Below are 21,784 nucleotides of genomic sequence, written 5' to 3' on the forward strand. Positions count from 1 at the left end.
GATTATTCGTCGTCGTATTGTGGTCCTGCGTAATTATCAAAACGCGACCACTGCCCGTTAAAGGTCAAACGCACCGTACCGATAGGGCCGTTACGTTGCTTACCAATAATGATTTCTGCGATCCCTTTCAGGTCGCTGTTTTCGTGATAGACCTCGTCACGATAGATAAACATGATCAGGTCGGCATCCTGCTCGATGGAACCGGATTCACGCAGGTCGGAGTTCACCGGGCGTTTATCGGCGCGCTGCTCCAGGGAGCGGTTTAGCTGGGAGAGCGCCACCACCGGCACCTGCAGCTCTTTCGCCAGCGCTTTCAGCGAGCGGGAGATTTCGGCAATCTCAAGCGTACGATTGTCTGAGAGCGACGGTACGCGCATCAACTGAAGGTAATCGATCATGATAAGACCGATCCCGCCGTGCTCGCGCGCAATGCGGCGCGCACGGGAACGCACTTCTGTCGGCGTCAGGCCGGATGAGTCATCAATATAGATATTGCGTTTTTCCAGCAAAATGCCCATGGTGCCGGAGATTCGCGCCCAGTCCTCGTCATCCAGCTGCCCGGTACGAATACGGGTCTGGTCCACACGTGACAGCGAGGCCAGCGAACGCATCATAATTTGCTCAGAAGGCATCTCAAGACTGAAGATAAGCACCGGTTTGTCCTGCAACATCGCCGCATTTTCGACGAGGTTCATCGCAAAAGTGGTCTTACCCATCGAGGGACGCGCGGCGACGATGATCAAATCGGAAGGCTGCAAACCCGCGGTTTTTTTATTGAGGTCGTCATAACCGGTGTTGACGCCGGTGACGCCATCGTGCGGCTGCTGGAACAACAGCTCAATACGCGCAACGGTCGCCTCAAGCACATCAGCGATGTTTTTCGGGCCTTCATCTTTGTTGGCGCGACTTTCCGCTATTTTGAAAACGCGCGACTCAGCCAGGTCGAGCAGGTCTTCACTGGTGCGCCCCTGAGGGTCAAACCCCGCGCTGGCGATCTCATTGGCGACGGAGATCATCTCACGCACGACTGCACGTTCACGGACGATATCGGCATAAGCGCTGATATTCGCCGCACTTGGCGTGTTTTTGGACAATTCAGCCAGATAAGCAAAACCGCCGACGATGTCCAGCTGCCCTTGCAGTTCCAGCGATTCCGCCAGTGTAATCAGGTCGATAGGCTTACCCATCTCCTGAAGACGATGCATTTCCGTGAAGATATGGCGGTGCGGGCGGGTATAGAAATCTTCTGATACTACGCGTTCAGCTACGTCGTCCCAGCGCTCATTATCCAGCATTAAACCGCCCAACACTGACTGCTCCGCTTCAATAGAATGAGGAGGCACTTTCATCCCCTCGAGCTGTCTGTCGCGGGGTTCAGTCGGTTTGTTGAAGGGTTTATTTCCTGCCATAGTGAATGGAGTTACCGAGATAGAGAATGGGTCGAAAGATTATCACATTCAGGAGGAAGCATGGCGACAAGAATTGAATTTCACAAGCATGGTGGGCCGGATGTTCTGCAAGCCGTTGAATTCACTCCCGCCGATCCCGCGGCGAACGAGGTGCAGGTAGAAAACAAAGCGATTGGCATTAACTATATCGATACTTATATACGTAGCGGCCTCTATCCACCGCCAGCGCTGCCTGCTGGCCTCGGCACTGAAGCGGCTGGTGTAGTGAGCAAAACAGGCAGTGCGGTTGAGCACATTAAAGTGGGTGACCGCGTGGTCTATGCTCAGTCCGGGCTGGGCGCTTACAGCTCAGTGCATAATGTTCCCGCCGATAAAGTCGCCATCCTGCCGAATGCCATCTCATTTGAGCAGGCTGCGGCCTCCTTCCTGAAGGGTCTGACGGTCTTTTACCTGCTGCGCAAAACCTATGAGATCAAGCCCGATGAGCCTTTTCTGTTCCACGCCGCAGCCGGTGGCGTGGGCCTGATTGCCTGTCAGTGGGCGAAAGCGCTGGGGGCGAAGCTCATTGGTACGGTGGGCTCTGCCCAGAAAGCGCAGCGCGCCTTGCAGGCCGGTGCCTGGCAGGTCATTAACTACCGTGAGGAGAGCGTTGTCGAGCGGGTAAAAGAGATAACCGGCGGTAAAAAAGTGCGCGTGGTGTATGACTCCGTGGGTAAAGATACCTGGGAAAGCTCGCTGGACTGCCTGCAACGCCAGGGGCTGATGGTCAGCTTCGGTAACGCCTCAGGACCGGTAACAGGCGTGAATCTTGGCATTCTTAATCAAAAGGGGTCACTTTACGCCACGCGTCCCTCGCTGAACGGCTACGTGACCACGCGGGAGGAGCTGGAAGAGGCCAGCAATGAACTCTTCTCATTGATTGCCAGCGGCGTGATAAAAGTTGATGTGGCCGATACGCAGAAATTCGCACTTGAGGATGCGCAGCGGGCGCATGAGATGCTGGAAAGTCGTGCCACGCAAGGGTCAAGTTTGCTGATTCCTGCATCTTCTAAATAATTTACGTTGCAGAAAAGCGGCAATTGAATGAATCCCTGGAAGCTGATTCAGGTAAGTGACCAGGGCGAATGAAAGCAGCCACGCATCTACGGCATGAATGATGACGAGGAAGAAAGAATTAGGGCTTCCCGAGGGAAGCCCATTCTTTTTTTAGTTCGGCTGTATGTAGGGTACAGCGCGATGAATTCGTTAACGGCGCGATAGTGACAGATTTGATATCTAAATCCTATTCGGTTCTTAGCGATGTGCCTGAAAAAGTGTTGAGGTTGTGATCAAGCACTCAAACCTTTAGTAACGCCAGCGCTTATTGCGCTGATATTGAGGCACTTTTGGAGCTTTGACCGCGCGTATCACCCAAACAACCGCCACGGCGAGCAGCAGCCACGGTAACAGTTTAATCATCATGGCGAACAAACCGCCGACAAACATCAAAGCGGTGGCAACCAGGATAGCCGCCAGAATGCCTAATACCGACACGCCTGTCGCCAGTAACACAATAAAAAAGACGATAACAAACAGTAATTCCAGCATGGTGCGCTCCCGATAAATGAGTCATAACCTGGACTCTATGCCAGAGATATATCAAGAAACGTGCCAGAATTTTTATCGTTGATTTATCAACAAAAAACCCTGCCATCAAGTGCAGGGTTTGGTGAAATTGACCAACAAGTAGTGAAAATTTAACGACCAGCCACCAGGCTCAACGCATGTTCCAGCACGGCGACATCAGCGCCGGGCTTGTGCGCATTTTCGCTGAGGTAACGCCGCCACTGGCGTGCACCAGGGATGCCCTGGAAGAGACCCAGCATGTGTCGCGTGATATGGCCAAGATAGGTGCCTTGTCTCAGCTCATTTTCAATATAAGGATACATGGCACGCACCACGGCCACCGGATCGGCATCCGGACCATCCACGCCGAAAATCTCGCGATCAACTCGCGCCAGGATCCCTGGATTTTGATAGGCTTCGCGCCCCACCATGACGCCATCCATGTGTTCAAGATGGGCGTTCGCCGCTTCCAGCGACGTAATGCCCCCGTTAATGGCAAGGGTCAGATGCGGGAAATCACGCTTTAACTGATAAACCCGTGGGTAATCCAGCGGCGGGATCTCGCGGTTCTCTTTCGGGCTCAGACCAGAGAGCCAGGCTTTACGCGCATGGATGATAAAGGTCTCACATTCGCCTTTGCCGGCGACGGTGTTGATGAAATCGCAAAGGAACTCGTAACTGTCCTGGTCGTCAATCCCGATACGTGTTTTCACGGTCACCGGGATCGTTACGACATCACGCATCGCTTTAACACAGTCGGCAACCAGTTGCGCATTACCCATCAGGCAGGCGCCAAACATGCCGTTCTGCACGCGATCGGACGGGCAACCTACGTTCAGGTTGATCTCATCATAACCGCGCTGTTCAGCCAGTTTTGCACATTGCGCCAGCGCAGCCGGGTCGCTTCCTCCGAGCTGCAAGGCCACCGGATGCTCTTCCTCGCTGTAGGCCAGATAGTCACCTTTACCATGAATAATGGCGCCCGTCGTCACCATTTCGGTGTAGAGCAGCGTATGGCGGGAGAGCTGACGCAGGAAGTAACGACAATGCCTGTCCGTCCAGTCGAGCATCGGCGCGATCGAGAAACGGTGAGCGGGGTAAACAGTAGGCTGAATTTCTGGCGACATGGCGAATAAATGAGCTTTACGAAAAAGGGGCGCTACTATAGCACAAAGAAAAACCGGAGGCGCAAGGCCTCCGGCTCTCTGTCAGAACGTCAGGGTGAGCTGTGCTCCCGCTCCCCATGTCTCTTTTTCACCCACCATACCTGTCAAATCGACATGTACGGTGTTAAAGGGCGCAAAACCTACCCCTCCGGTAAAGACATTGCTTTCATCTCCTTTTACGTCCGCACGATAACCGGCGCGAACAGCCAGCCAGTTAAGCGGACGCACTTCTGCACCGACACCCACATACTGTGAGTTTTTCTCGCTTTTAAACCCTTTGGTTTCAGTAAGATCGCCATCCGCACTCAGGGTCAGCAGTTCATTTTGCCAGGCCACACCGGCGGTCACCACCGGACTGATTTGATAGGTATCTTTATAATTTTTCACTTCGCCGGTACGGCGGTTTTCGATGAGTACATCTTTGGTATCGATGTTATTAGAGATAAGGTTCTGCCCGGTTAACCCCACGGTGAAGTTTTCCGTCAGGTCTGCAGCCAGGCCCACATCAATGTTGAACGACGTGTCATCAGTACGGTAACGATCTTTTTTCCAGTCGTTTTTATCGTAATCGCTAATCGTGGTGGTGTAGTTATAAAGCCAGGTTTTCTGCAGTTTAGGCGTCACCCCTACCGACAGCGGTACCCCACCTGCGTCGAACTGATGCGCGAAGGCCACCCCAAAATCGGAGACAATGGCAGCGCGACCTGATGCGGTAGAGTTGAGGTTATCTGAAATTCGTTCAGTACCAAAGACAGCGGCATCAACTGCCCTCAGGCTTGCCCTGGTAAAATCAGCAGGGTCATTGGGATCGTCCATCTCACGCAGATAGCGAATATCTTGCTGATCGATTGAAGCAGACACATAAGCATGAGCGTAAGCCTTGGTCATAAATGCCACGGAGAGCGTATCGTTTGGAATACTGACGGCAATTCCCGCCCCCGCATTCGCGCTTGCGCGTTTGCCTTTTAAAAACTCCAGAGATTCAGCCAGATCGCCTGCGGCATTCTGGAACTGGTTGACGGTACCAATGGGATTAGCGAGCACATCCCCAAGTGAAAGACCATCAACGACATCACCGTAGTAATCGATCTTGTCACTGATGTCCTCAATTTCATTTCTCAAATCATCTTTATCATTAATTTGCGCAGTAAAACTTGGCAGAATAATGGATATATCATCTTCAGGTTTGGCTTTCGCCAGGAGCGCCGGGTTAATTAATGCCGCACTGCCATAACTGGCTGAAGCAACCCCCGTCCCCCCCATCGCATCATTACGCGCTTCCGCCCAGGTATTCGCTGCTCCCGCTTGATTTGCCACTGTAAAGGAGACAGCGATAGCGACCACTGAAAGTTTGAGTTTGTTTTTCACAATTATGCGTCTCGTAGTCAGATGAGTTTTTTTATGCCCCGCTCCTTTTTACATGAACGGGAATGCTCTATTGCTGCGAATAACACCAAAAATATGTCTTATTCTGCCAGACAGGCAATAACTGGCAGAAAGTATAGTTATAAGAAATGTCCCACATTATTTATAGAAGACGTAATGCGATTGTGAAAGGCGCTAAAGCAGGCCGATCTCGGCGTTTAACGCAGAACATGATAAAGTGAGGGATTATGCCGCCGGGAAACGAGAGGACGACAATGGATAAGACCACTTCGCAAGAGATGCTAACGCAGGCTGAAAAACTGTGCGTGCAGCGCAATGTGCGTCTGACGCCACAGCGCCTTGAGGTTCTGCGGCTGATGAGTCTGCAAGAGGGTGCTATCAGCGCTTATGATCTGCTGGATCTGCTTCGCGAGAGCGAGCCGCAGGCGAAACCGCCCACCGTTTATCGTGCGCTGGATTTCCTGCTGGAACAAGGCTTTGTGCACAAAGTAGAATCTACCAACAGCTATGTGTTGTGCCATCTTTTTGACCAGCCGACCCATACTTCGGCGATGTTCATCTGCGATCGTTGCGGGGTGGTCAAAGAGGAAGAAGCGGAAGGTGTGGAAGATATCATGCACATGCTCGCCGCAAAATTAGGCTTTGCCCTGCGCCATAATGTTATTGAAGCGCATGGCCTGTGTGCCCGTTGCGCTGAAGTGGAAGCCTGCCGCCATCAGGGCGACTGCCACCACGATCACTCAATTTTAATCAAGAAAAAGCCACGTTAAGCACGGGCTCTGGGCGGGTGGAGAAAGAAGAGTGGTACGTCCATGTACCGTCGGGCAGGGTAGTCTCTTAAAATGCCTGTTCAGAGGGCTTTAAGACTACCAGCGGTAATCGTGACGGGTTTCCCAGTCACCAACCTCTTTTTCCGCTTGATCTTTCTGGTAGCCATAACGTTCCTGGATTTTACCTACCAGCTGATCGCGTTTACCTTCGATGACGGTCATGTCATCGTCAGTCAGTTTGCCCCACTGTTCTTTCGCTTTACCTTTGAACTGTTTCCAGTTACCGCCGACTTCGTCTTTATTCATAATCATTTCCTCATCGTTCGGTTTTGAATAGCGAGTATTCATCCATTTATTACGTTCTTAATGTGCTGAACGTGATAATAATTGTAGTCAGGGATAACGATGCGGTGGATTTATTCGGAATTTTTAACCATCCATACGCTGTTTTGAAGAATAGACATTGAGGAGAAAAAAGAATGCGGCAGAGAACGAGGGGGATTTAAGTTATTGTAATAAAAGCAAATAAACCGCGATAACTGTATGCGTTATCACGGCTCATAAAAGTAAGTTACAGCCATTCGCCATTGCGGATCACGCCAACCGCCAGCCCTTCAATGGTAAAATTCTGCTCGCGCAGATTAACCACGATAGGCGAAAACTCGCTATTTTCCGGCAGGAGCTGAACAGTATTACCTTGCTTTTTCAGCCGTTTAACCGTCACTTCGTCATCAATACGGGCGACCACTACCTGACCATTACGGACATCCTGCGTTTTATGCACGGCCAGAAGGTCGCCGTCCATAATGCCAATGTCTTTCATCGACATCCCGCTAACGCGCAGCAGGAAATCAGCATTAGGTTTGAACAGAGAGGGGTCAACCTGGTAATGGCCTTCAATATGCTGCTGGGCCAGAAGAGGCTCGCCCGCCGCGACGCGCCCGACTAAGGGCAGACCTGCATCATCTTCCACTTCAAGCAGCAAACGAATGCCACGAGAGGCACCAGAGACAATCTCAAGTACACCCTTACGCGCCAGCGCTTTCAGATGCTCTTCCGCTGCGTTTGGGGAACGGAACCCCAATTGTTGCGCGATCTCTGCACGCGTCGGCGGCATACCGGTTTGGTTGATTCGATCGCGGATAAGATCGAACACCTCTTGCTGCCTGGCCGTTAAAGCTTTCATTCCGCCCCCTGGGTGTATATACAGTTATGCTGTGAGTATATACAGCTAAAGGCGATTTTGAAACCAAAATTACGCAAAAAACCAGCAGTTAGCGCAAATCCTGAAGCTTTATCGAAAATGGCTCCACAACAGCGAAACCCAGGTAAAGATCGCAACCAGAATGGCCATCAACACCGCTGCCGACCCCATATCTTTCGCGCGCCCGGACAGCTCATGAAATTCAGCGCCAATTCGGTCAACCACGGCTTCAATAGCGCTGTTGAGGATTTCAACAATCATCACCAGAACCACTGAGCCAATCAGCAATACACGGGTGATGGCGTCAACATCAAGGAAACAGGCGATAATAATTGCCAGAATGACCGCAACGGCCTCCTGGCGGAAAGCAGCTTCGTTGATCCATGCTGCGCGTACGCCTTTCCATGAATAACCCGCCGCTTTGATGATGCGGGTAATGCCAGTGGTATTATTGGCCATTAAAAGAACCTTTTTATGTAATGAACAACGATCTCTATGTAAGGTTATAGAGGTACAAAGAATTTGTGCGCGCTTTCTGATATTCTTGCGGCGCAATGGCATTTTTAACCAGAGGCTTCACATCCTTTATGTCCGGCTGGCCACGAATTTACTACAAATTACTTAATTTACCATTAAGCGTACTGGTAAAAAGTAAGTCGATCCCTGCGGAACCTGCGCAGGAGCTGGGGCTCGATACCTCACGCCCTATTATGTACGTTTTGCCTTATAACTCTAAGGCTGACTTACTCACGTTACGTGCACAATGTCTGGCACATGATTTGCCGGACCCGTTAGAACCGCTGGTGATCGACGGAGCGGAGCTCCCGCGATACATCTTCATTCACGGTGGACCACGGGTGTTTACCTGGTACACGCCGAAAGAAGAGTCTATCAAGCTGTTCCATGACTATCTCGATGTGCACCGTAGCCATCCCGATCTGGATGTGCAGATGGTGCCGGTTTCGATGATGTTCGGCCGCTCACCGGGCCGCGAGAAGGGTGAAGTGAATCCCCCCCTGCGTATGCTCAATGGCATCCAGAAATTCTTTGCTGTCTCCTGGCTTGGCCGTGACAGCTTTGTACGCTTCTCTCCCCCGGTCTCGTTACGCCGCATGGCGACCGAGCACGGTACGGATAAAATCATCGCGCAGAAGCTGGCCCGTGTGGCGCGTATGCATTTCGCTCGCCAGCGTCTGGCTGCGGTTGGCCCGCGCCTGCCTGCCCGTCAGGATCTGTTTAACAAACTGCTGGCCTCCAAGGCAATTGCGCGTGCAGTAGAAGACGAAGCGCGCAGCAAAAAAATCTCTCATGACAAGGCGCAGCAAAACGCCATCGCCCTGATGGAAGAGATAGCGGCAAACTTCTCTTATGAGATGATTCGTCTCTCCGATCGCATCCTGAGCTTTACCTGGAACCGTCTGTATCAGGGCATTAACGTGCACAACGCTGAGCGTGTGCGCCAGTTGGCCCATGATGGCCATGAAATTGTTTATGTGCCCTGCCACCGCAGCCACATGGACTATTTATTGCTCTCCTACGTCCTTTACCACCAGGGGCTGGTCCCGCCGCATATCGCGGCTGGTATTAACCTGAACTTCTGGCCTGCCGGCCCGATTTTCCGCCGTCTGGGCGCGTTCTTCATTCGCCGCTCGTTCAAAGGCAACAAACTTTACTCTACCGTGTTTCGTGAATATCTGGGCGAGCTGTTCCAGCGTGGTTATTCGGTCGAATACTTCGTGGAAGGCGGACGTTCGCGTACCGGTCGCCTGCTGGACCCGAAAACCGGTACCCTGTCGATGACCATCCAGGCGATGCTGCGCGGCGGCACCCGTCCCATCACCTTAGTGCCCATTTACATTGGGTATGAACACGTCATGGAAGTCGGAACTTACGCCAAAGAGCTGCGTGGCGCGACCAAAGAGAAAGAGGGTTTTATGCAGATGTTACGCGGCTTAAGCAAGCTGCGTAACCTGGGTCAGGGGTATGTGAACTTCGGCGAGCCTATCCCGCTGATGAACTACCTTAACCAGCGCGTGCCGGAATGGCGGGAATCTATCGATCCTATCGAAGCGGTGCGTCCGGCCTGGCTGACGCCGACGGTGAACGCCATCGCCGCCGATCTGATGGTGCGCATTAACAACGCAGGGGCTGCCAATGCCATGAACCTCTGCTGCACCGCCCTCCTCGCCTCCCGCCAGCGTTCGCTGACCCGTGAACAACTGACGGAGCAACTGGATTGCTACCTGAACCTGATGCGCAATGTGCCTTACGCGGAAGATTCCACGGTGCCAACGGCCAGCGCGTCGGAGCTCATCGCCCATGCCCTGCAGATGAATAAGTTTGAGGTAGAAAAAGACACCATCGGCGACATCATCATTCTGCCGCGTGAGCAGGCGGTGCTGATGACTTACTACCGCAACAACATCGCGCATATGCTGATGCTGCCGTCGTTAATGGCAGCCATCCTCACCCAACACCGTCATATTTCTCAGGATGAGATGCTGCGCCATGTTGAGCTGCTCTACCCGATGCTCAAAGCAGAACTGTTCCTGCGCTGGGAAAAAGCGGAGCTGGCGGGCGTGCTGGACAACCTCGCACAGGAGATGCTGCGCCAGGGGCTGGTCACCATCAAAGAGGGGCAGCTGAATATTAACCCTTCACACTCCCGTACCCTGCAACTGCTGGCGGCGGGTGCGCGCGAAACGCTGCAACGCTACGCCATTACCTTCTGGCTGCTGAGCGCGAATCCGTCGTTCAACCGCAGTACGCTGGAGAAAGAGAGCCGCACGCTGGCACAACGTCTTTCCGTGCTGCATGGCATCAACGCGCCGGAATTCTTCGACAAGGCGGTGTTCAGTACCCTGGTGCTGACCCTGCGTGATGAGGGCTTCATCAGCGATACCGGTGATGCGGAACCGGCGCAAACGCTGGAGATTTACCAACTGCTGGCGGAGTTGATTACCTCGGATGTGCGTTTGACGATTGAGAGTGCGACGCAGAGCGAGTGAACAGGATGCGGTCTGCTTCCTTCTCCCCAGGGAGAAGGAGCAAACACAAAAAAGGCAACTGACGTTGCCTTTTTGCTTTTACCTCCAATAGCTCACCGCCAGCCCTATAAACAGCACCATGCCCACATAGTTATTGTTCAAAAAGGCCTTAAAGCAGGCATCCCGATCGCGCCCGGCGATAAGCTTTTGTTGATAAACAAAGAGTGCGCCCGCAACCAGCACCGACCAGTAAAAATCCCAGCCCAGACCGTTAAGCTTGCCTACGGCAACCATCAACGCCAGCACCGCCACCTGTAAAATACCAATGATCAGCTTGTCCTGACGACCAAACAGAATCGCCGTCGACTTGATGCCTATTTTCAGATCGTCATCCCGGTCCACCATCGCATACTCGGTATCGTACGCTACGGCCCAGAGAATATTGGCGAGGAACAATATCCAGCAGCTCAGCGGCACGGATTCACTCACCGCAGCAAAGGCCATTGGGATCGACCAGCCAAATGCCGCCCCCAGCACCACCTGAGGCAGGTGGGTGTAGCGCTTCATAAAAGGATAAACCCAGGCCAGCGCCAGCGCCGCAACGGAGAGCAGAATGGTCATCATGTTGAGACTCAGTACCAGCGCAAACGCCAGCAGTACCAGCACAACAAACAACGTCCGCGCTTCGTTTTCCGTCACCGCCCCACTCGGCATCGGGCGACCGGCAGTGCGCTTAACGTGCCCGTCAAACTTGCGGTCAGCATAATCATTGACCACACACCCCGCTGCACGCATTAACCAGACACCGGCAATAAACACCAGCAGGATCCACAGCGGCGGCACGCCCGGCGTAGCCACCCACAGCGCCCATAATGTCGGCCAGAGCAATAAAAATGAGCCAATCGGCTTATCCGTGCGCATAAGTCGGTGAAAGGCCAGCAGCTTATTCTGCGTGAGACTCCACTCCATTTTTCTATCCTCTTAATACAGCGGTGATGCAGGCAAAAACAGTTCAGTCAGCAGCAGCGGTTTTCCCCCCAGCCGCAGGCGGGAACGACGCCCCCACAGCGACTCGACCTGGCCGACTTCAATAAAATCTCGTGTTAGCGTAGACGATGTAAAGAGATAGCGCCCGAGCGGGGTAGTGCCTAGCGTCTGCAGGGCCAGTTCCGGGCCGGTCAGGGTCGATTCCGGTACCACCGTGCGTCCGGCAAGCCAGGGCTCACCGTCAGCGCAAAGCAGAATTTCACGCAGCCAGTAGCGCTTATCATCGGGGAGCAGATGGCGTTCCTGTTCCAGAGACTCAGCGGTCACAAACGCTTCCTGAACCAGGGTAACGGTCACTTTTTTATTCAGTTGTTCAAAGCGTTTGGTCATCGAATCTTCCAGCAACAGCCAGTCGAGTCGTTGCGGATCGAGTGCGGGAAGTGCGTCAAAGTAGCGCAGCGCACGCAATTGCGTAAGCGCGGGGTGTGACATGCCTTACTCTCCAATACATTACGTTATTGCATTGTATCGCAGAACAGAGGGCCTCGTGCGTGGAAACTTCATTCAGTTTTCATAAGCGCAACAGCTGTGCAACAGCGCCCGTTGCGCCGGGAAAAAAGGGTGCGTCAGGCGACGCACCAGTTGTTGCAAACATCAGCATTGCGGGGTGAATTACCCCTTGCCTTTTACACTGCTGATAAAAGTGCTCCGGGCAGAGGTAGACCCGAGACGTTCAGCTTCATTCAGTAATTTCAGAGCCTTATCAACATCACCTTTCGCTACAGCCTCTTTAATGGCTTTGTTGAAATAGCTTTCGGTGTCATTCAGCATCGGTTCGCTTTTCGCTGCAGATGGCGCAGCAGCAGAGGTCGGCGCGCCAGCAGGAGCGGCGACAGGTGCCGCAACCGGCGCACTGTACGCCGTGGCTGGTGCCGCCGTGTTACCCACGGTGACCGGGCCGGGTCCTGATGAGCCGAACAACGGGCCTACCAGTACGCTCGAACTACTGTTGGTTTTCACCTTCAGTTTCAGCGTACCCTCGGTGGTATGGCGCGCAATAGGATCAGGGATATCCGGCACCGCGTTACCTGCCCCTTTGGCATAGGACTTGGCCGGGTCCATCAGTTGCGTGGTCTGCTGCAAATCTTTGTCGGTGGTAAAGACCAGCACATAGATTTTTTGCTGGCCGAGGGCGGGCGTCAGACGCATCACGCCTTCAAGCCTGTCGGCACTCATGACGCCGGGTGCCTGATAGGTAAAGAAACTGCTCGGGAAAAAGGCGGCAGGCGCCAGATTCTGATCGAGGATCAAGACGTTGGGCGCAAATACGCTGGTCTGCTTACTCACTTCACTGGTGAGGGTCAGGGTCAGCTCACCGATGTTGGCCGGTACGCTGTAAGCCGCCACCGGGCCGCTTATCCCCGCCACGTTCAGGCGCTGGCCTGCGGTGGCAAGAGAGGTGGTTTGTACTTTGCTTTGATCAACCGGCGTCCAGCTCAGTTGCTGGAGGGCAGAGGCCGGAACAGACGGCGCAGCGGTTGTATTTTGTGGCACGATGTTAACATCGGCGACGCTCACCCCAGGCACGGCGGCAAACAGGCCGGCGGACAGGCACAGGGCGAGGAGACTTTTTTTCATTTTCATTGTTATCACCTTCTTTACATGAGTCAGCTAACGCCCGGCAATAGCGCGCTGTCCCGAAGAATTGAGGGGCTTGCGCCCCTCTTGTTCGTTACATCAACGCTTCAGCATTACCACCAGATTTCCATCTGCGCGCCGAAGGTCCACTCGTCGTTGTCACCACGGCTGAAGGTTCTTGCGGAGGTGTCGTTGTAAGCTACGCCAGAGGTGTAACCGGCACCTGAATCATTGTTGGCATAACCCCATTTCTCATCCCATTTGGCATAGGTCGCGAAGACACGAATTGCCGGGCGTGACCAGATGCTGTCGCCCGCCTGCCACTGTTGAGCAAGGGTGATTTTGTACTGGTTGTTGGTTTCGTCAGTGCGCTGAGACTTCACGTTGTCATAGCCCACTTCCAGCAGGGTGCTCATGATTGGCGTCCATTTGTACATAGGACGGATACCCACGGTCCACCACTTGGTACCGTTGTTATCATCACGATCGATATTCTGGTACATACCGACGTACATCAGGTCCCAGCTGTCAGCCAGCGTAACCGCACCATGATCCAGCACGCGCCACAGAGAGCCGTTGTTGTTGATACTGCCGCCCTGCGGGATCCCTTTACCGTTAGAGGTCATGGAGTCCGTCGCGTACTGCAGAACAAACTTGTTAAAGCCTTTCAGCATGCTCTGAGTATGTTCAGCGGTGAACATCCAGCCATCTTTGGACGCATCAGGCGCCAGATTGTAGTTATCCGGCAGGTTGGTGTGACCGTAGTCGACGCCGAATTCAAGCGTGCCGCCCGGGTTGATTTCCATCCCCGCGAAGCGCACGTCAAACACGTCGTTAGGGACGATGTTGTCATAAACACGGTTACCAAAGGCATCGCGGTCAGCAAAGGTACCCGAGCCGCCTGATTCAGACGAACGGGTTGCCGCAAGGGAGAGCTTACTGAAGCCCAGATCGATGTTTTCAATACCGGCACCAGGACCTGAAATATCCCAGTAGTAGAAGTCGATCATGTGCACATCATGACGCTGGTAGAAACGCTTACCTGCCCAGATGGTAGAACCCGGCAGCGCTTCAATCAGGTTTTTACCCTGAACGTTAGCTTCACGGAACGCCGGGCTGGTGGATTCCCAGTCATTTTGTTGTGAAACGGAGTAGGCTACGTTGGTATCGAAGTAGAAGCTCTTATCGCCTTCTTTCCAGACTTCCTGGCCCAGTTTCAGCTCAGCATAAGTTTCGCATTCGTTACCAAGACGATATTTACTTTGTGCACCGGTGGCCTGGAAGCATTGCTGCTCACCGCCGCTACCGGTCCAGCCGATGCCGGAACGTGCGTAACCTTTGAAGTCTACGGCGCCCGCCTGCGCAGACAGGATGCCTGCGGTAATGGCGATGGCCAGTGGAAGTTTGCGCAGAGTAGTCATCATTCTATCTCCTGAGAGAGTTGCTTTTCTTTGAACGCTTCACCCGTCGGCTGCCTCTTCGTAGGCGGCAGATACGACGCGTTTGGCGTTTTCTTTTAATGGGAAGCCTTAAACGCCCGGCTCTTTATGCAACCGACGACAGGCGGTGCCATCTTCACGGAAAAGATGACAACGCTCCGGTGGCAGACCGATAGCGAATGTGGCCCCCTCTTCTACCAACACCACGTCATTCTGGCGGTAGACCAGGTTCTGACGGATGGCGGGGATCTGGATATGAATTTGCGTTTCGTGGCCGAGTTGTTCGACGACCTGCACCACCCCTTCCAGCGTGACATCCGCGATGTCGCTGGGCAGCAGATGTTCCGGGCGAATACCCAGTGACATATTGCTGCCGACCTGCACGTTGGCACTGTCGACAGGCAGCCAGACCTGCTGGCGGTTTGGCAGTTCCACCTGTACCTGTTCAATGGCGGTAGCGGTCACTTTTACCGGCAGGAAGTTCATTTTTGGCGAGCCGATAAACCCGGCAACAAAGCGGTCAGAGGGGTAGTGATACAACTCAAGCGGCTTACCCACCTGGGCCACGCGCCCGGCGTCCAGCACCACGATTTTGTCGGCCAGCGTCATCGCTTCGACCTGATCGTGGGTAACGTAGATCATGGTGCGCCCAAGGCGCTTATGCAGGCGGGAGATCTCAATGCGCATCTGCACGCGCAGTGCTGCATCAAGGTTAGAAAGGGGTTCATCGAGCAGGAAGACGCGCGGCTCCGCGACCAGGGTACGGCCAATGGCCACACGCTGACGCTGCCCACCGGAAAGTGCTTTTGGTTTACGATCCAACAGATGAGCCAGTTGCAGCACCTCAGAAACCTGCGAGACCTTCTGCTGAATCATCTCTTTTTTGGCGCCAGCCAGTTTCAGGCCAAACGACATATTCTCCGACACCGACAGGTGCGGATAGAGCGCGTAAGACTGGAAGACCATCCCCACGCCACGTTCGGCCGGAGGAACATCGTTCATCCGCACATCGCCAATAAACAGATCGCCGCTGGTGATGGTTTCCAGGCCTGCAATCATACGCAGCAGCGTAGATTTACCGCAGCCCGATGGCCCGACAAACACCACGAATTCGCCTTCATGGATGTCGAGATTAATGTCTTTTGATACGACCACATCGCCCCAGGCTTTCGTCACATTACGCAGCTGTACGTTCGCCATGCCCTCTCCCTTCGTTACAACTTGTCACTTACGGATACATTCAAGATGGGGCTGACTATGGGCCATCCGAAAACGCCGCGAATCCTCCGCCCCCCTGGTTTTTTGTGGGGGAGGAGACGGGAGGATGAGAGGGACGAGGCTGGTCAGGGCGACCAGGGGGTGAGGCAATTTTCGTGACACAGACGGCAAAAAACGGTGTGGTTTTGTGTGCGCTGACACGCATAACGAAAGTTTATGTAACAAAGATCACATATTTGGCCCCAGGGGCGTAGGGGTAAGGAGGATGAGAAGCGCTTGCCAAAAAAGGAGACTACCTGCCGTCAGACCCCTCAACATATCCACGAGCACATCACCTAAAGGACGGGATATATGAAATTCAAAACAGGCGCACGCATCCTCGCATTGTCTGCACTGACGACGATGATGTTCTCCGCTTCTGCCCTCGCAAAAATTGAAGAAGGTAAGCTGGTCATCTGGATCAACGGTGACAAAGGCTACAACGGCCTTGCGGAAGTGGGTAAGAAATTCGAGAAAGACACCGGCATTAAAGTAACCGTTGAGCACCCGGACAAGCTGGAAGAGAAATTCCCGCAGGTTGCGGCTACCGGCGACGGTCCGGATATCATTTTCTGGGCGCATGACCGTTTCGGCGGCTACGCGCAATCTGGCCTGCTGGCAGAAGTCTCCCCAGATAAAGCCTTCCAGGACAAAGTGTTCCCGTTCACCTGGGACGCGGTGCGCTACAACGGCAAGCTGATCGCTTACCCGGTAGCCGTGGAATCGCTCTCGCTGATTTATAACAAAGACCTCGTACCCAATCCGCCAAAAACCTGGGAAGAGATCCCAGCGCTGGATAAGACGCTGAAAGCGAAAGGTAAGAGCGCGCTGATGTTTAACCTGCAGGAGCCGTATTTTACCTGGCCGTTGATTGCCGCTGACGGTGGCTACGCGTTCAAATATACCGACGGTAAGTATGATGTGAAAGATGTGGGCGTGGACAGCACGGGCGCGAAAGCCGGCCTGAGCTTCCTTGTGAAGCTTATCAAAGACAAGCACATGAATGCCGACACCGACTACTCCATCGCCGAAGCTGCGTTTAACAAAGGCGAAACGGCGATGACCATTAATGGTCCGTGGGCATGGGCCAACATCGATAAGAGCAAAGTCAATTACGGCGTTGCACCACTGCCAACTTTCAATGGCAAACCGTCTAAACCCTTTGTGGGCGTGCTGAGTGCCGGTATTAACGCCGCCAGCCCGAACAAAGAGCTGGCAAAAGAGTTCCTCGAAAACTACCTGCTGACCGACCAGGGACTGGATGAAATGAACAAGGATAAACCGCTCGGCGCGGTGGCCCTCAAATCCTTCCAGGATCAGTTAGCGAAAGACCCACGCATTGCGGCCACCATGGACAACGCCCAAAAAGGCGAAATCATGCCGAACATCCCGCAAATGGCTGCCTTCTGGTATGCCACCCGCACGGCGGTGATCAACGCAGTCAGCGGTCGTCAGACCGTGGATGCCGCGCTGAAAGATGCACAGGGTCGTATTACTAAGTAAGACAGGCTGTTACCCCCTCATCACGGCCTTCTCCCTGAAGGGAGAAGGAGAAAACTACCCCCTCTCCCTCAGGGAGAGGGTTGGGGTGAGGGTTGCTTAATTGTTGTAGAGGAAATTTCCCATGGATGTCGTTAAAAAGAAACACTGGTGGCAAAGTAACACGCTGAAGTGGTCCGTCATCGGGCTGCTCGGACTGCTGGTGGGATATCTTGTCGTATTGATGTATGCCCAAGGGGAATACCTTTTTGCCATCACGACGCTGATTTTAAGCTCTCTTGGCCTCTATATTTTCGCCAACCGTAAAGCCTACGCCTGGCGCTATGTCTACCCTGGCCTTGCTGGCATGGGGCTGTTTGTACTGTTTCCGCTGGTTTGTACCATCGCCATTGCGTTTACCAACTACAGTAGCACCCACCAGCTCACCCAGGAGCGTGCTCAACAGGTACTGATGGATCGCTCCTATCAGGCAGGGAAAATTTACAACTTTGCCCTTTATCCCGCAGAGGGAAAATGGCGCCTTGCGTTGACCGACGGGGAAAGCGGCAAAAACTATCTCTCAGACGCTTTTTCTCTTGGCGGCGAGCAGAAAATCACCTTAAAAGAGGCCGACGCCCTGCCCACCGGCGAGCGTGGCACCCTACGTGATGTTACGCAAAACCGTGCCGCCTTAACTCAGCTCACCGCCGTATTGCCGGACAACAGTAATGTGGTCATGAGCTCCCTGCGTCAGTTCTCCGGTACGACACCGCTGTATGCCCTGGAGCAGGATGGCTCGCTGACAAACAAACAGAGCGGCGTAAAATACCGCCCCAATAACAGCCTCGGTTTTTATCAGGCAGTCAATGCGGATAACAGCTGGGGCGACGAAAAGCTCAGTCCGGGTTATACCGTGACCATCGGCTGGGATAACTTCACCCGTGTCTTTACCGATGAAGGCATCCAGAAGCCCTTCTTCGCCATATTCATCTGGACCATTGTCTTCTCGCTGCTGACCGTGGTGCTCACCGTGGCGGTCGGGATGGTGCTGGCCTGCCTGGTACAGTGGGAAGCGCTCAAAGGCAAAGCCGTGTACCGCGTGCTGCTCATTCTGCCCTATGCAGTGCCATCGTTTATCTCCATCCTGATCTTCAAGGGTTTGTTTAACCAGAGCTTTGGTGAGATCAACATGATGCTGAGCGCCCTGTTTGGCATCAAACCCGCCTGGTTCAGCGACCCGACCACCGCGCGATCAATGATCGTCATCGTCAACACCTGGCTCGGCTACCCGTACATGATGATTCTTTGCATGGGCCTGCTGAAAGCCATTCCGGACGATTTGTACGAAGCCTCTGCGATGGACGGAGCCAGCGCATTGCAGAACTTTTTCCGTATCACGTTCCCGCTGCTGATTAAGCCGCTCACGCCGCTCATGATCGCAAGCTTCGCCTTTAACTTTAACAACTTCGTGTTGATTCAGCTGTTGACCAATGGTGGCCCGGACCGCATCGGCACTACCACGCCAGCGGGTTATACCGACCTGTTGGTCAGCTACACCTACCGCATCGCCTTTGAAGGCGGCGGTGGGCAGGATTTTGGCCTTGCCGCCGCCATTGCCACGCTGATTTTCCTGCTGGTGGGTGCGCTTGCCATCATCAATCTGAAAGCCACACGCATGAAATTTGACTAAGGAGGGCGATGAACATGGCTATGGTCCAGGCAAAATCGCAAAAACTAAGATTACTGATTACCCACGTGCTGCTGCTGGCATTTATTGCCGCCATCATGTTCCCGTTACTGATGGTCATCGCCATCTCCCTGCGTGAAGGTAACTTCGCGACAGGCAGTCTCATCCCGGAAACCATCTCCTGGGAGCACTGGAAGCTGGCGCTGGGCTTTAGCGTCGAACACGCTGACGGGCGCGTCACCCCGCCGCCGTTCCCGGTGCTGTTGTGGCTGTGGAACTCTATCAAGATTGCGGTCATTACCGCCATTGGCGTGGTGGCACTCTCCACCACCTGTGCGTATGCCTTTGCCCGTATGCGTTTTCCCGGCAAAGCCACGCTGCTTAAAGGGATGCTAATTTTCCAGATGTTCCCGGCGGTTCTGTCGCTGGTTGCTTTGTATGCCTTGTTTGACCGTCTGGGCCAGTACGTCCCCTTTATCGGACTGAATACGCACGGCGGGGTGATCTTCGCTTATATGGGTGGCATTGCTCTACACGTCTGGACCATCAAAGGCTATTTTGAAACTATCGATAGTTCCCTTGAAGAAGCCGCTGCGCTGGATGGCGCCACACCGTGGCAGGCGTTCCGTCTGGTGCTGTTGCCACTATCGGTGCCTATCCTGGCGGTGGTCTTTATTCTGTCGTTTATCGCGGCCATTACTGAAGTGCCGGTCGCCTCGCTGCTATTACGTGACGTTAACAGCTACACCCTGGCGGTGGGCATGCAGCAGTACCTGAACCCGCAGAACTATCTGTGGGGTGACTTTGCCGCCGCTGCTGTGTTGTCAGCTATCCCCATTACCGCCGTCTTCCTGCTGGCTCAGCGCTGGCTGGTGAACGGCCTGACCGCGGGCGGTGTAAAAGGTTAAGTTTCATCATGATGTGCCACTGTTGTCCTCATTGGAATATTGACCCGTAACTCTGAATAACGCGGGTTGCAGACAGGCGGCAAAAGAGCGCAGCCAACACACTGCAACACGAAGTATGACGAGTTAACTTGTGACTATGATTGTTTATCAGGCGCTCTTCGGAGCGCCCTTTTTTATTCACGTTTCAGGCGCTTAGAGTTACAAAGCCAGAGAGTGATCACCAGCAACAGGATCGCGCCGGAGTAGATCAGCACGTCCATCGGTGATTTATGATCAACAATGATCAACCGCACAATCGCGGTGATCCCAATGTAGATAAAGTAGCGTAACGGGAAGTGAAAACCGGACTGAAAGTACTTCACAATCAGGGCGATAAATTCGAAGTAGAGAAAATAAACCACCAACCCTTCTACCAGCGCATACTTGCTGGCCTGCTCGGGCGCAAACAGGACGTCCGCCAGATGCAGCGTCTCTTTGCCAAGAAAGACAACCAGGATCAGCCCCAGACTCAACAGGCCCATGTTTAACACCGTCTGAAGAACGGTAGAGATGAACTCAACGCGCGGGCGCGTGTTGAGCGATGGCATGGTCATACTGGCACCTCATGTTCAGTGGCGAGCCTCCTGTATAACGCAGAAATGTGATCCAGATCTAGATTTTTTGCTTATATTTTGTGCCGCGCCATGATGACATAGCGCCCTGTACTGATAAGAACAGGGAGAAAAAACAGAGTGCTGACAATCAATAAGGCGCATGTTACTGACGCGCCATTACTGCACGAAATGGGCTGTACAAGTTACCCCTTTCATTTCGCCCATTTGTGGCAGGACAAAGATGAGCTGACGAATTTTCTCGAACAGGAATATTCCCTTCAGGCTCTGCAGGAGAGCTTACAGAACGACAATTGCTGCTGGCTTATCGCCACGAATGCCAGCGAGCCCGTTGGCTTTGCCAAATTCAGCTGGCACCATCCTGTTCATCCGCAAGGCCCCGCTGGCACCCTACTGAATAAACTCTATTTACTGCCGCACGCGACCGGCAAAGGCTATGGCGAGGTGATTTTCAACGATGTTATTCAGCGAGCCAAAGCACACGGCGAAACATTTTTCTGGCTGGAAGTTCTAAGCGCAAATACGCAGGCCCGCCGCTTTTATGAACGCCTGGGATTGATCCATCTACACGATACGGTGTTCAGCAGTCCCTCACAGCAGAGCACAATGCATATTTTGGGAAAATCAATTTAAGGCGTCGCAATGAATCCAAATATACGGCAGGTGGCAATCCGCAACGTGGTGCGTGGCGAGAATGTGGTGATTTACGAACCGGTCAATCTCTACGACTGTGCGCTGGCAGATGAGGTTTTTATCGGGCCTTTTGTGGAGATCCAGGGTCATACCCGTATTGGCAAAGGCAGCAAAATTCAGTCGCACACCTTTATTTGTGAGTACGTGACCATTGGCGAGCGCTGCTTTATCGGCCACGGCGTGATGTTCGCCAACGACATGTTCCGCGACGGAAAACCTGACCCGGACCGGGAAAACTGGGGGCGGATTGTGATAGGCAACGAGGTGTCGATTGGCAGCGGCGCGACTATTCTGGCGGTGAGCATTGCCGATGGCGTGGTGATTGGTGCGGGGAGTGTGGTGACAAAGTCGCTGACCGAGAAAGGGGTGTATGCAGGGAATCCGGCAAGGCTACTGCGGCGGCTGTAGACCCTCACCCCGACCCTTATGTCTTGATCTTCTCCGCTCAGCCGGAGAAGATCCCCGACTGATCATCGGGAGGTGACCGGTGAGCATCCCCTGGCCCTGGTGCCTCTGAGCCCGTGGGAGAGATTATGCCCCGGTCACCTGTTTCCCTGT

The 21,784-nt window shown here is 53.7% G+C and carries 21 protein-coding genes; 8 read left to right on the forward strand and 13 right to left on the reverse strand.

The genetic code is table 11. The features are described from left to right. Positions 1–2: 2 nt before the first annotated feature. Positions 3–1,409, reverse strand: coding sequence for a replicative DNA helicase (dnaB, locus tag KXR87_RS10250; RefSeq protein WP_437432158.1), 1,407 nt, complete (start codon positions 1,407–1,409; stop codon positions 3–5). 60 nt (positions 1,410–1,469) lie between these two features. Here dnaB and KXR87_RS10255 point away from each other — a divergent pair, with 60 nt between their 5' ends. Next, positions 1,470–2,465: a quinone oxidoreductase gene (locus KXR87_RS10255; protein ID WP_437432159.1), complete on the forward strand. Its 996-nt coding sequence runs from the start codon at positions 1,470–1,472 to the stop codon at positions 2,463–2,465. Between the two features lie 288 nt (positions 2,466–2,753). On the opposite strand, the gene pspG is transcribed toward KXR87_RS10255, so the two are convergent. The 3 genes from pspG to traF all read right to left on the reverse strand — a co-directional run bounded on the left by pspG (position 2,754) and on the right by traF (position 5,548). Continuing rightward, positions 2,754–2,996 (reverse strand): envelope stress response protein PspG, encoded by a 243-nt coding sequence (gene pspG, locus KXR87_RS10260; protein WP_437432160.1) that lies wholly within the window; start codon positions 2,994–2,996, stop codon positions 2,754–2,756. Between the two features lie 149 nt (positions 2,997–3,145). Next, complete coding sequence (gene dusA, locus KXR87_RS10265) at positions 3,146–4,141, reverse strand: tRNA dihydrouridine(20/20a) synthase DusA (protein ID WP_437432161.1); 996 nt, start codon at positions 4,139–4,141, stop codon at positions 3,146–3,148. A gap of 81 nt (positions 4,142–4,222) precedes the next feature. Continuing rightward, positions 4,223–5,548, reverse strand: a complete 1,326-nt coding sequence (gene traF, locus KXR87_RS10270) for a conjugal transfer protein TraF (RefSeq protein WP_437432162.1) — start codon at positions 5,546–5,548, stop codon at positions 4,223–4,225. Positions 5,549–5,820: 272 nt separating this feature from the next. Between traF and zur the strand changes: the two genes are divergently transcribed. Further along, complete coding sequence (gene zur, locus KXR87_RS10275; RefSeq protein WP_437432163.1) at positions 5,821–6,336, forward strand: zinc uptake transcriptional repressor Zur; 516 nt, start codon at positions 5,821–5,823, stop codon at positions 6,334–6,336. Between the two features lie 96 nt (positions 6,337–6,432). Here zur and KXR87_RS10280 read toward each other — a convergent pair whose 3' ends face one another. From KXR87_RS10280 to KXR87_RS10290, 3 genes are all read right to left on the reverse strand, one after another. Beyond that, positions 6,433–6,642, reverse strand: a complete 210-nt coding sequence (locus KXR87_RS10280; protein WP_072570189.1) for a CsbD family protein — start codon at positions 6,640–6,642, stop codon at positions 6,433–6,435. 265 nt (positions 6,643–6,907) lie between these two features. Then, a complete protein-coding gene (lexA, locus tag KXR87_RS10285; protein ID WP_437432164.1) occupies positions 6,908–7,522 on the reverse strand; it encodes a transcriptional repressor LexA in 615 nt (204 codons plus the stop codon). Between the two features lie 108 nt (positions 7,523–7,630). Further along, positions 7,631–7,999, reverse strand: a complete 369-nt coding sequence (locus KXR87_RS10290) for a diacylglycerol kinase (protein WP_437432165.1) — start codon at positions 7,997–7,999, stop codon at positions 7,631–7,633. A 128-nt stretch (positions 8,000–8,127) separates the two neighbouring features. Here KXR87_RS10290 and plsB point away from each other — a divergent pair, with 128 nt between their 5' ends. Beyond that, entirely contained in the window at positions 8,128–10,548 is a 2,421-nt protein-coding gene (plsB, locus tag KXR87_RS10295; protein WP_437432166.1) for a glycerol-3-phosphate 1-O-acyltransferase PlsB, read from the forward strand. Between the two features lie 78 nt (positions 10,549–10,626). Here the strand turns inward: plsB and ubiA are convergent, their stop codons facing one another. The 5 genes from ubiA to malK all read right to left on the reverse strand — a co-directional run bounded on the left by ubiA (position 10,627) and on the right by malK (position 15,791). After that, entirely contained in the window at positions 10,627–11,496 is an 870-nt protein-coding gene (gene ubiA, locus KXR87_RS10300) for a 4-hydroxybenzoate octaprenyltransferase (RefSeq protein WP_437432167.1), read from the reverse strand. Between the two features lie 12 nt (positions 11,497–11,508). Beyond that, a complete protein-coding gene (gene ubiC / locus KXR87_RS10305; RefSeq protein WP_437432168.1) occupies positions 11,509–12,006 on the reverse strand; it encodes a chorismate lyase in 498 nt (165 codons plus the stop codon). Positions 12,007–12,186: 180 nt separating this feature from the next. Further along, positions 12,187–13,158: a maltose operon protein MalM gene (gene malM, locus KXR87_RS10310; protein ID WP_437432169.1), complete on the reverse strand. Its 972-nt coding sequence runs from the start codon at positions 13,156–13,158 to the stop codon at positions 12,187–12,189. Positions 13,159–13,265: 107 nt separating this feature from the next. Beyond that, positions 13,266–14,576 (reverse strand): maltoporin, encoded by a 1,311-nt coding sequence (locus KXR87_RS10315; protein ID WP_437432170.1) that lies wholly within the window; start codon positions 14,574–14,576, stop codon positions 13,266–13,268. Between the two features lie 105 nt (positions 14,577–14,681). Then, on the reverse strand, positions 14,682–15,791 hold the full coding sequence (gene malK, locus KXR87_RS10320; RefSeq protein ID WP_437432171.1) for a maltose/maltodextrin ABC transporter ATP-binding protein MalK: 1,110 nt from the start codon (positions 15,789–15,791) through the stop codon (positions 14,682–14,684). 369 nt (positions 15,792–16,160) lie between these two features. Here malK and malE point away from each other — a divergent pair, with 369 nt between their 5' ends. From malE to malG, 3 genes are all read left to right on the forward strand, one after another. Next, positions 16,161–17,351: a maltose/maltodextrin ABC transporter substrate-binding protein MalE gene (malE, locus tag KXR87_RS10325; RefSeq protein WP_437432172.1), complete on the forward strand. Its 1,191-nt coding sequence runs from the start codon at positions 16,161–16,163 to the stop codon at positions 17,349–17,351. Positions 17,352–17,472: 121 nt separating this feature from the next. Next, entirely contained in the window at positions 17,473–19,017 is a 1,545-nt protein-coding gene (malF, locus tag KXR87_RS10330; RefSeq protein ID WP_437432173.1) for a maltose ABC transporter permease MalF, read from the forward strand. A 14-nt stretch (positions 19,018–19,031) separates the two neighbouring features. Next, positions 19,032–19,922: a maltose ABC transporter permease MalG gene (gene malG / locus KXR87_RS10335; RefSeq protein ID WP_437432179.1), complete on the forward strand. Its 891-nt coding sequence runs from the start codon at positions 19,032–19,034 to the stop codon at positions 19,920–19,922. A 173-nt stretch (positions 19,923–20,095) separates the two neighbouring features. Here the strand turns inward: malG and psiE are convergent, their stop codons facing one another. After that, complete coding sequence (gene psiE, locus KXR87_RS10340) at positions 20,096–20,509, reverse strand: phosphate-starvation-inducible protein PsiE (RefSeq protein WP_437432180.1); 414 nt, start codon at positions 20,507–20,509, stop codon at positions 20,096–20,098. 195 nt (positions 20,510–20,704) lie between these two features. Here psiE and KXR87_RS10345 point away from each other — a divergent pair, with 195 nt between their 5' ends. Further along, positions 20,705–21,166, forward strand: coding sequence for a GNAT family N-acetyltransferase (locus KXR87_RS10345; protein WP_437432181.1), 462 nt, complete (start codon positions 20,705–20,707; stop codon positions 21,164–21,166). A 9-nt stretch (positions 21,167–21,175) separates the two neighbouring features. Further along, positions 21,176–21,634, forward strand: a complete 459-nt coding sequence (locus KXR87_RS10350; protein WP_437432174.1) for an acyltransferase — start codon at positions 21,176–21,178, stop codon at positions 21,632–21,634. Positions 21,635–21,784: the final 150 nt, after the last annotated feature.

This window comes from Yokenella regensburgei, from assembly GCF_051486985.1.
Classification (GTDB): domain Bacteria; phylum Pseudomonadota; class Gammaproteobacteria; order Enterobacterales; family Enterobacteriaceae; genus CBFFRJ01.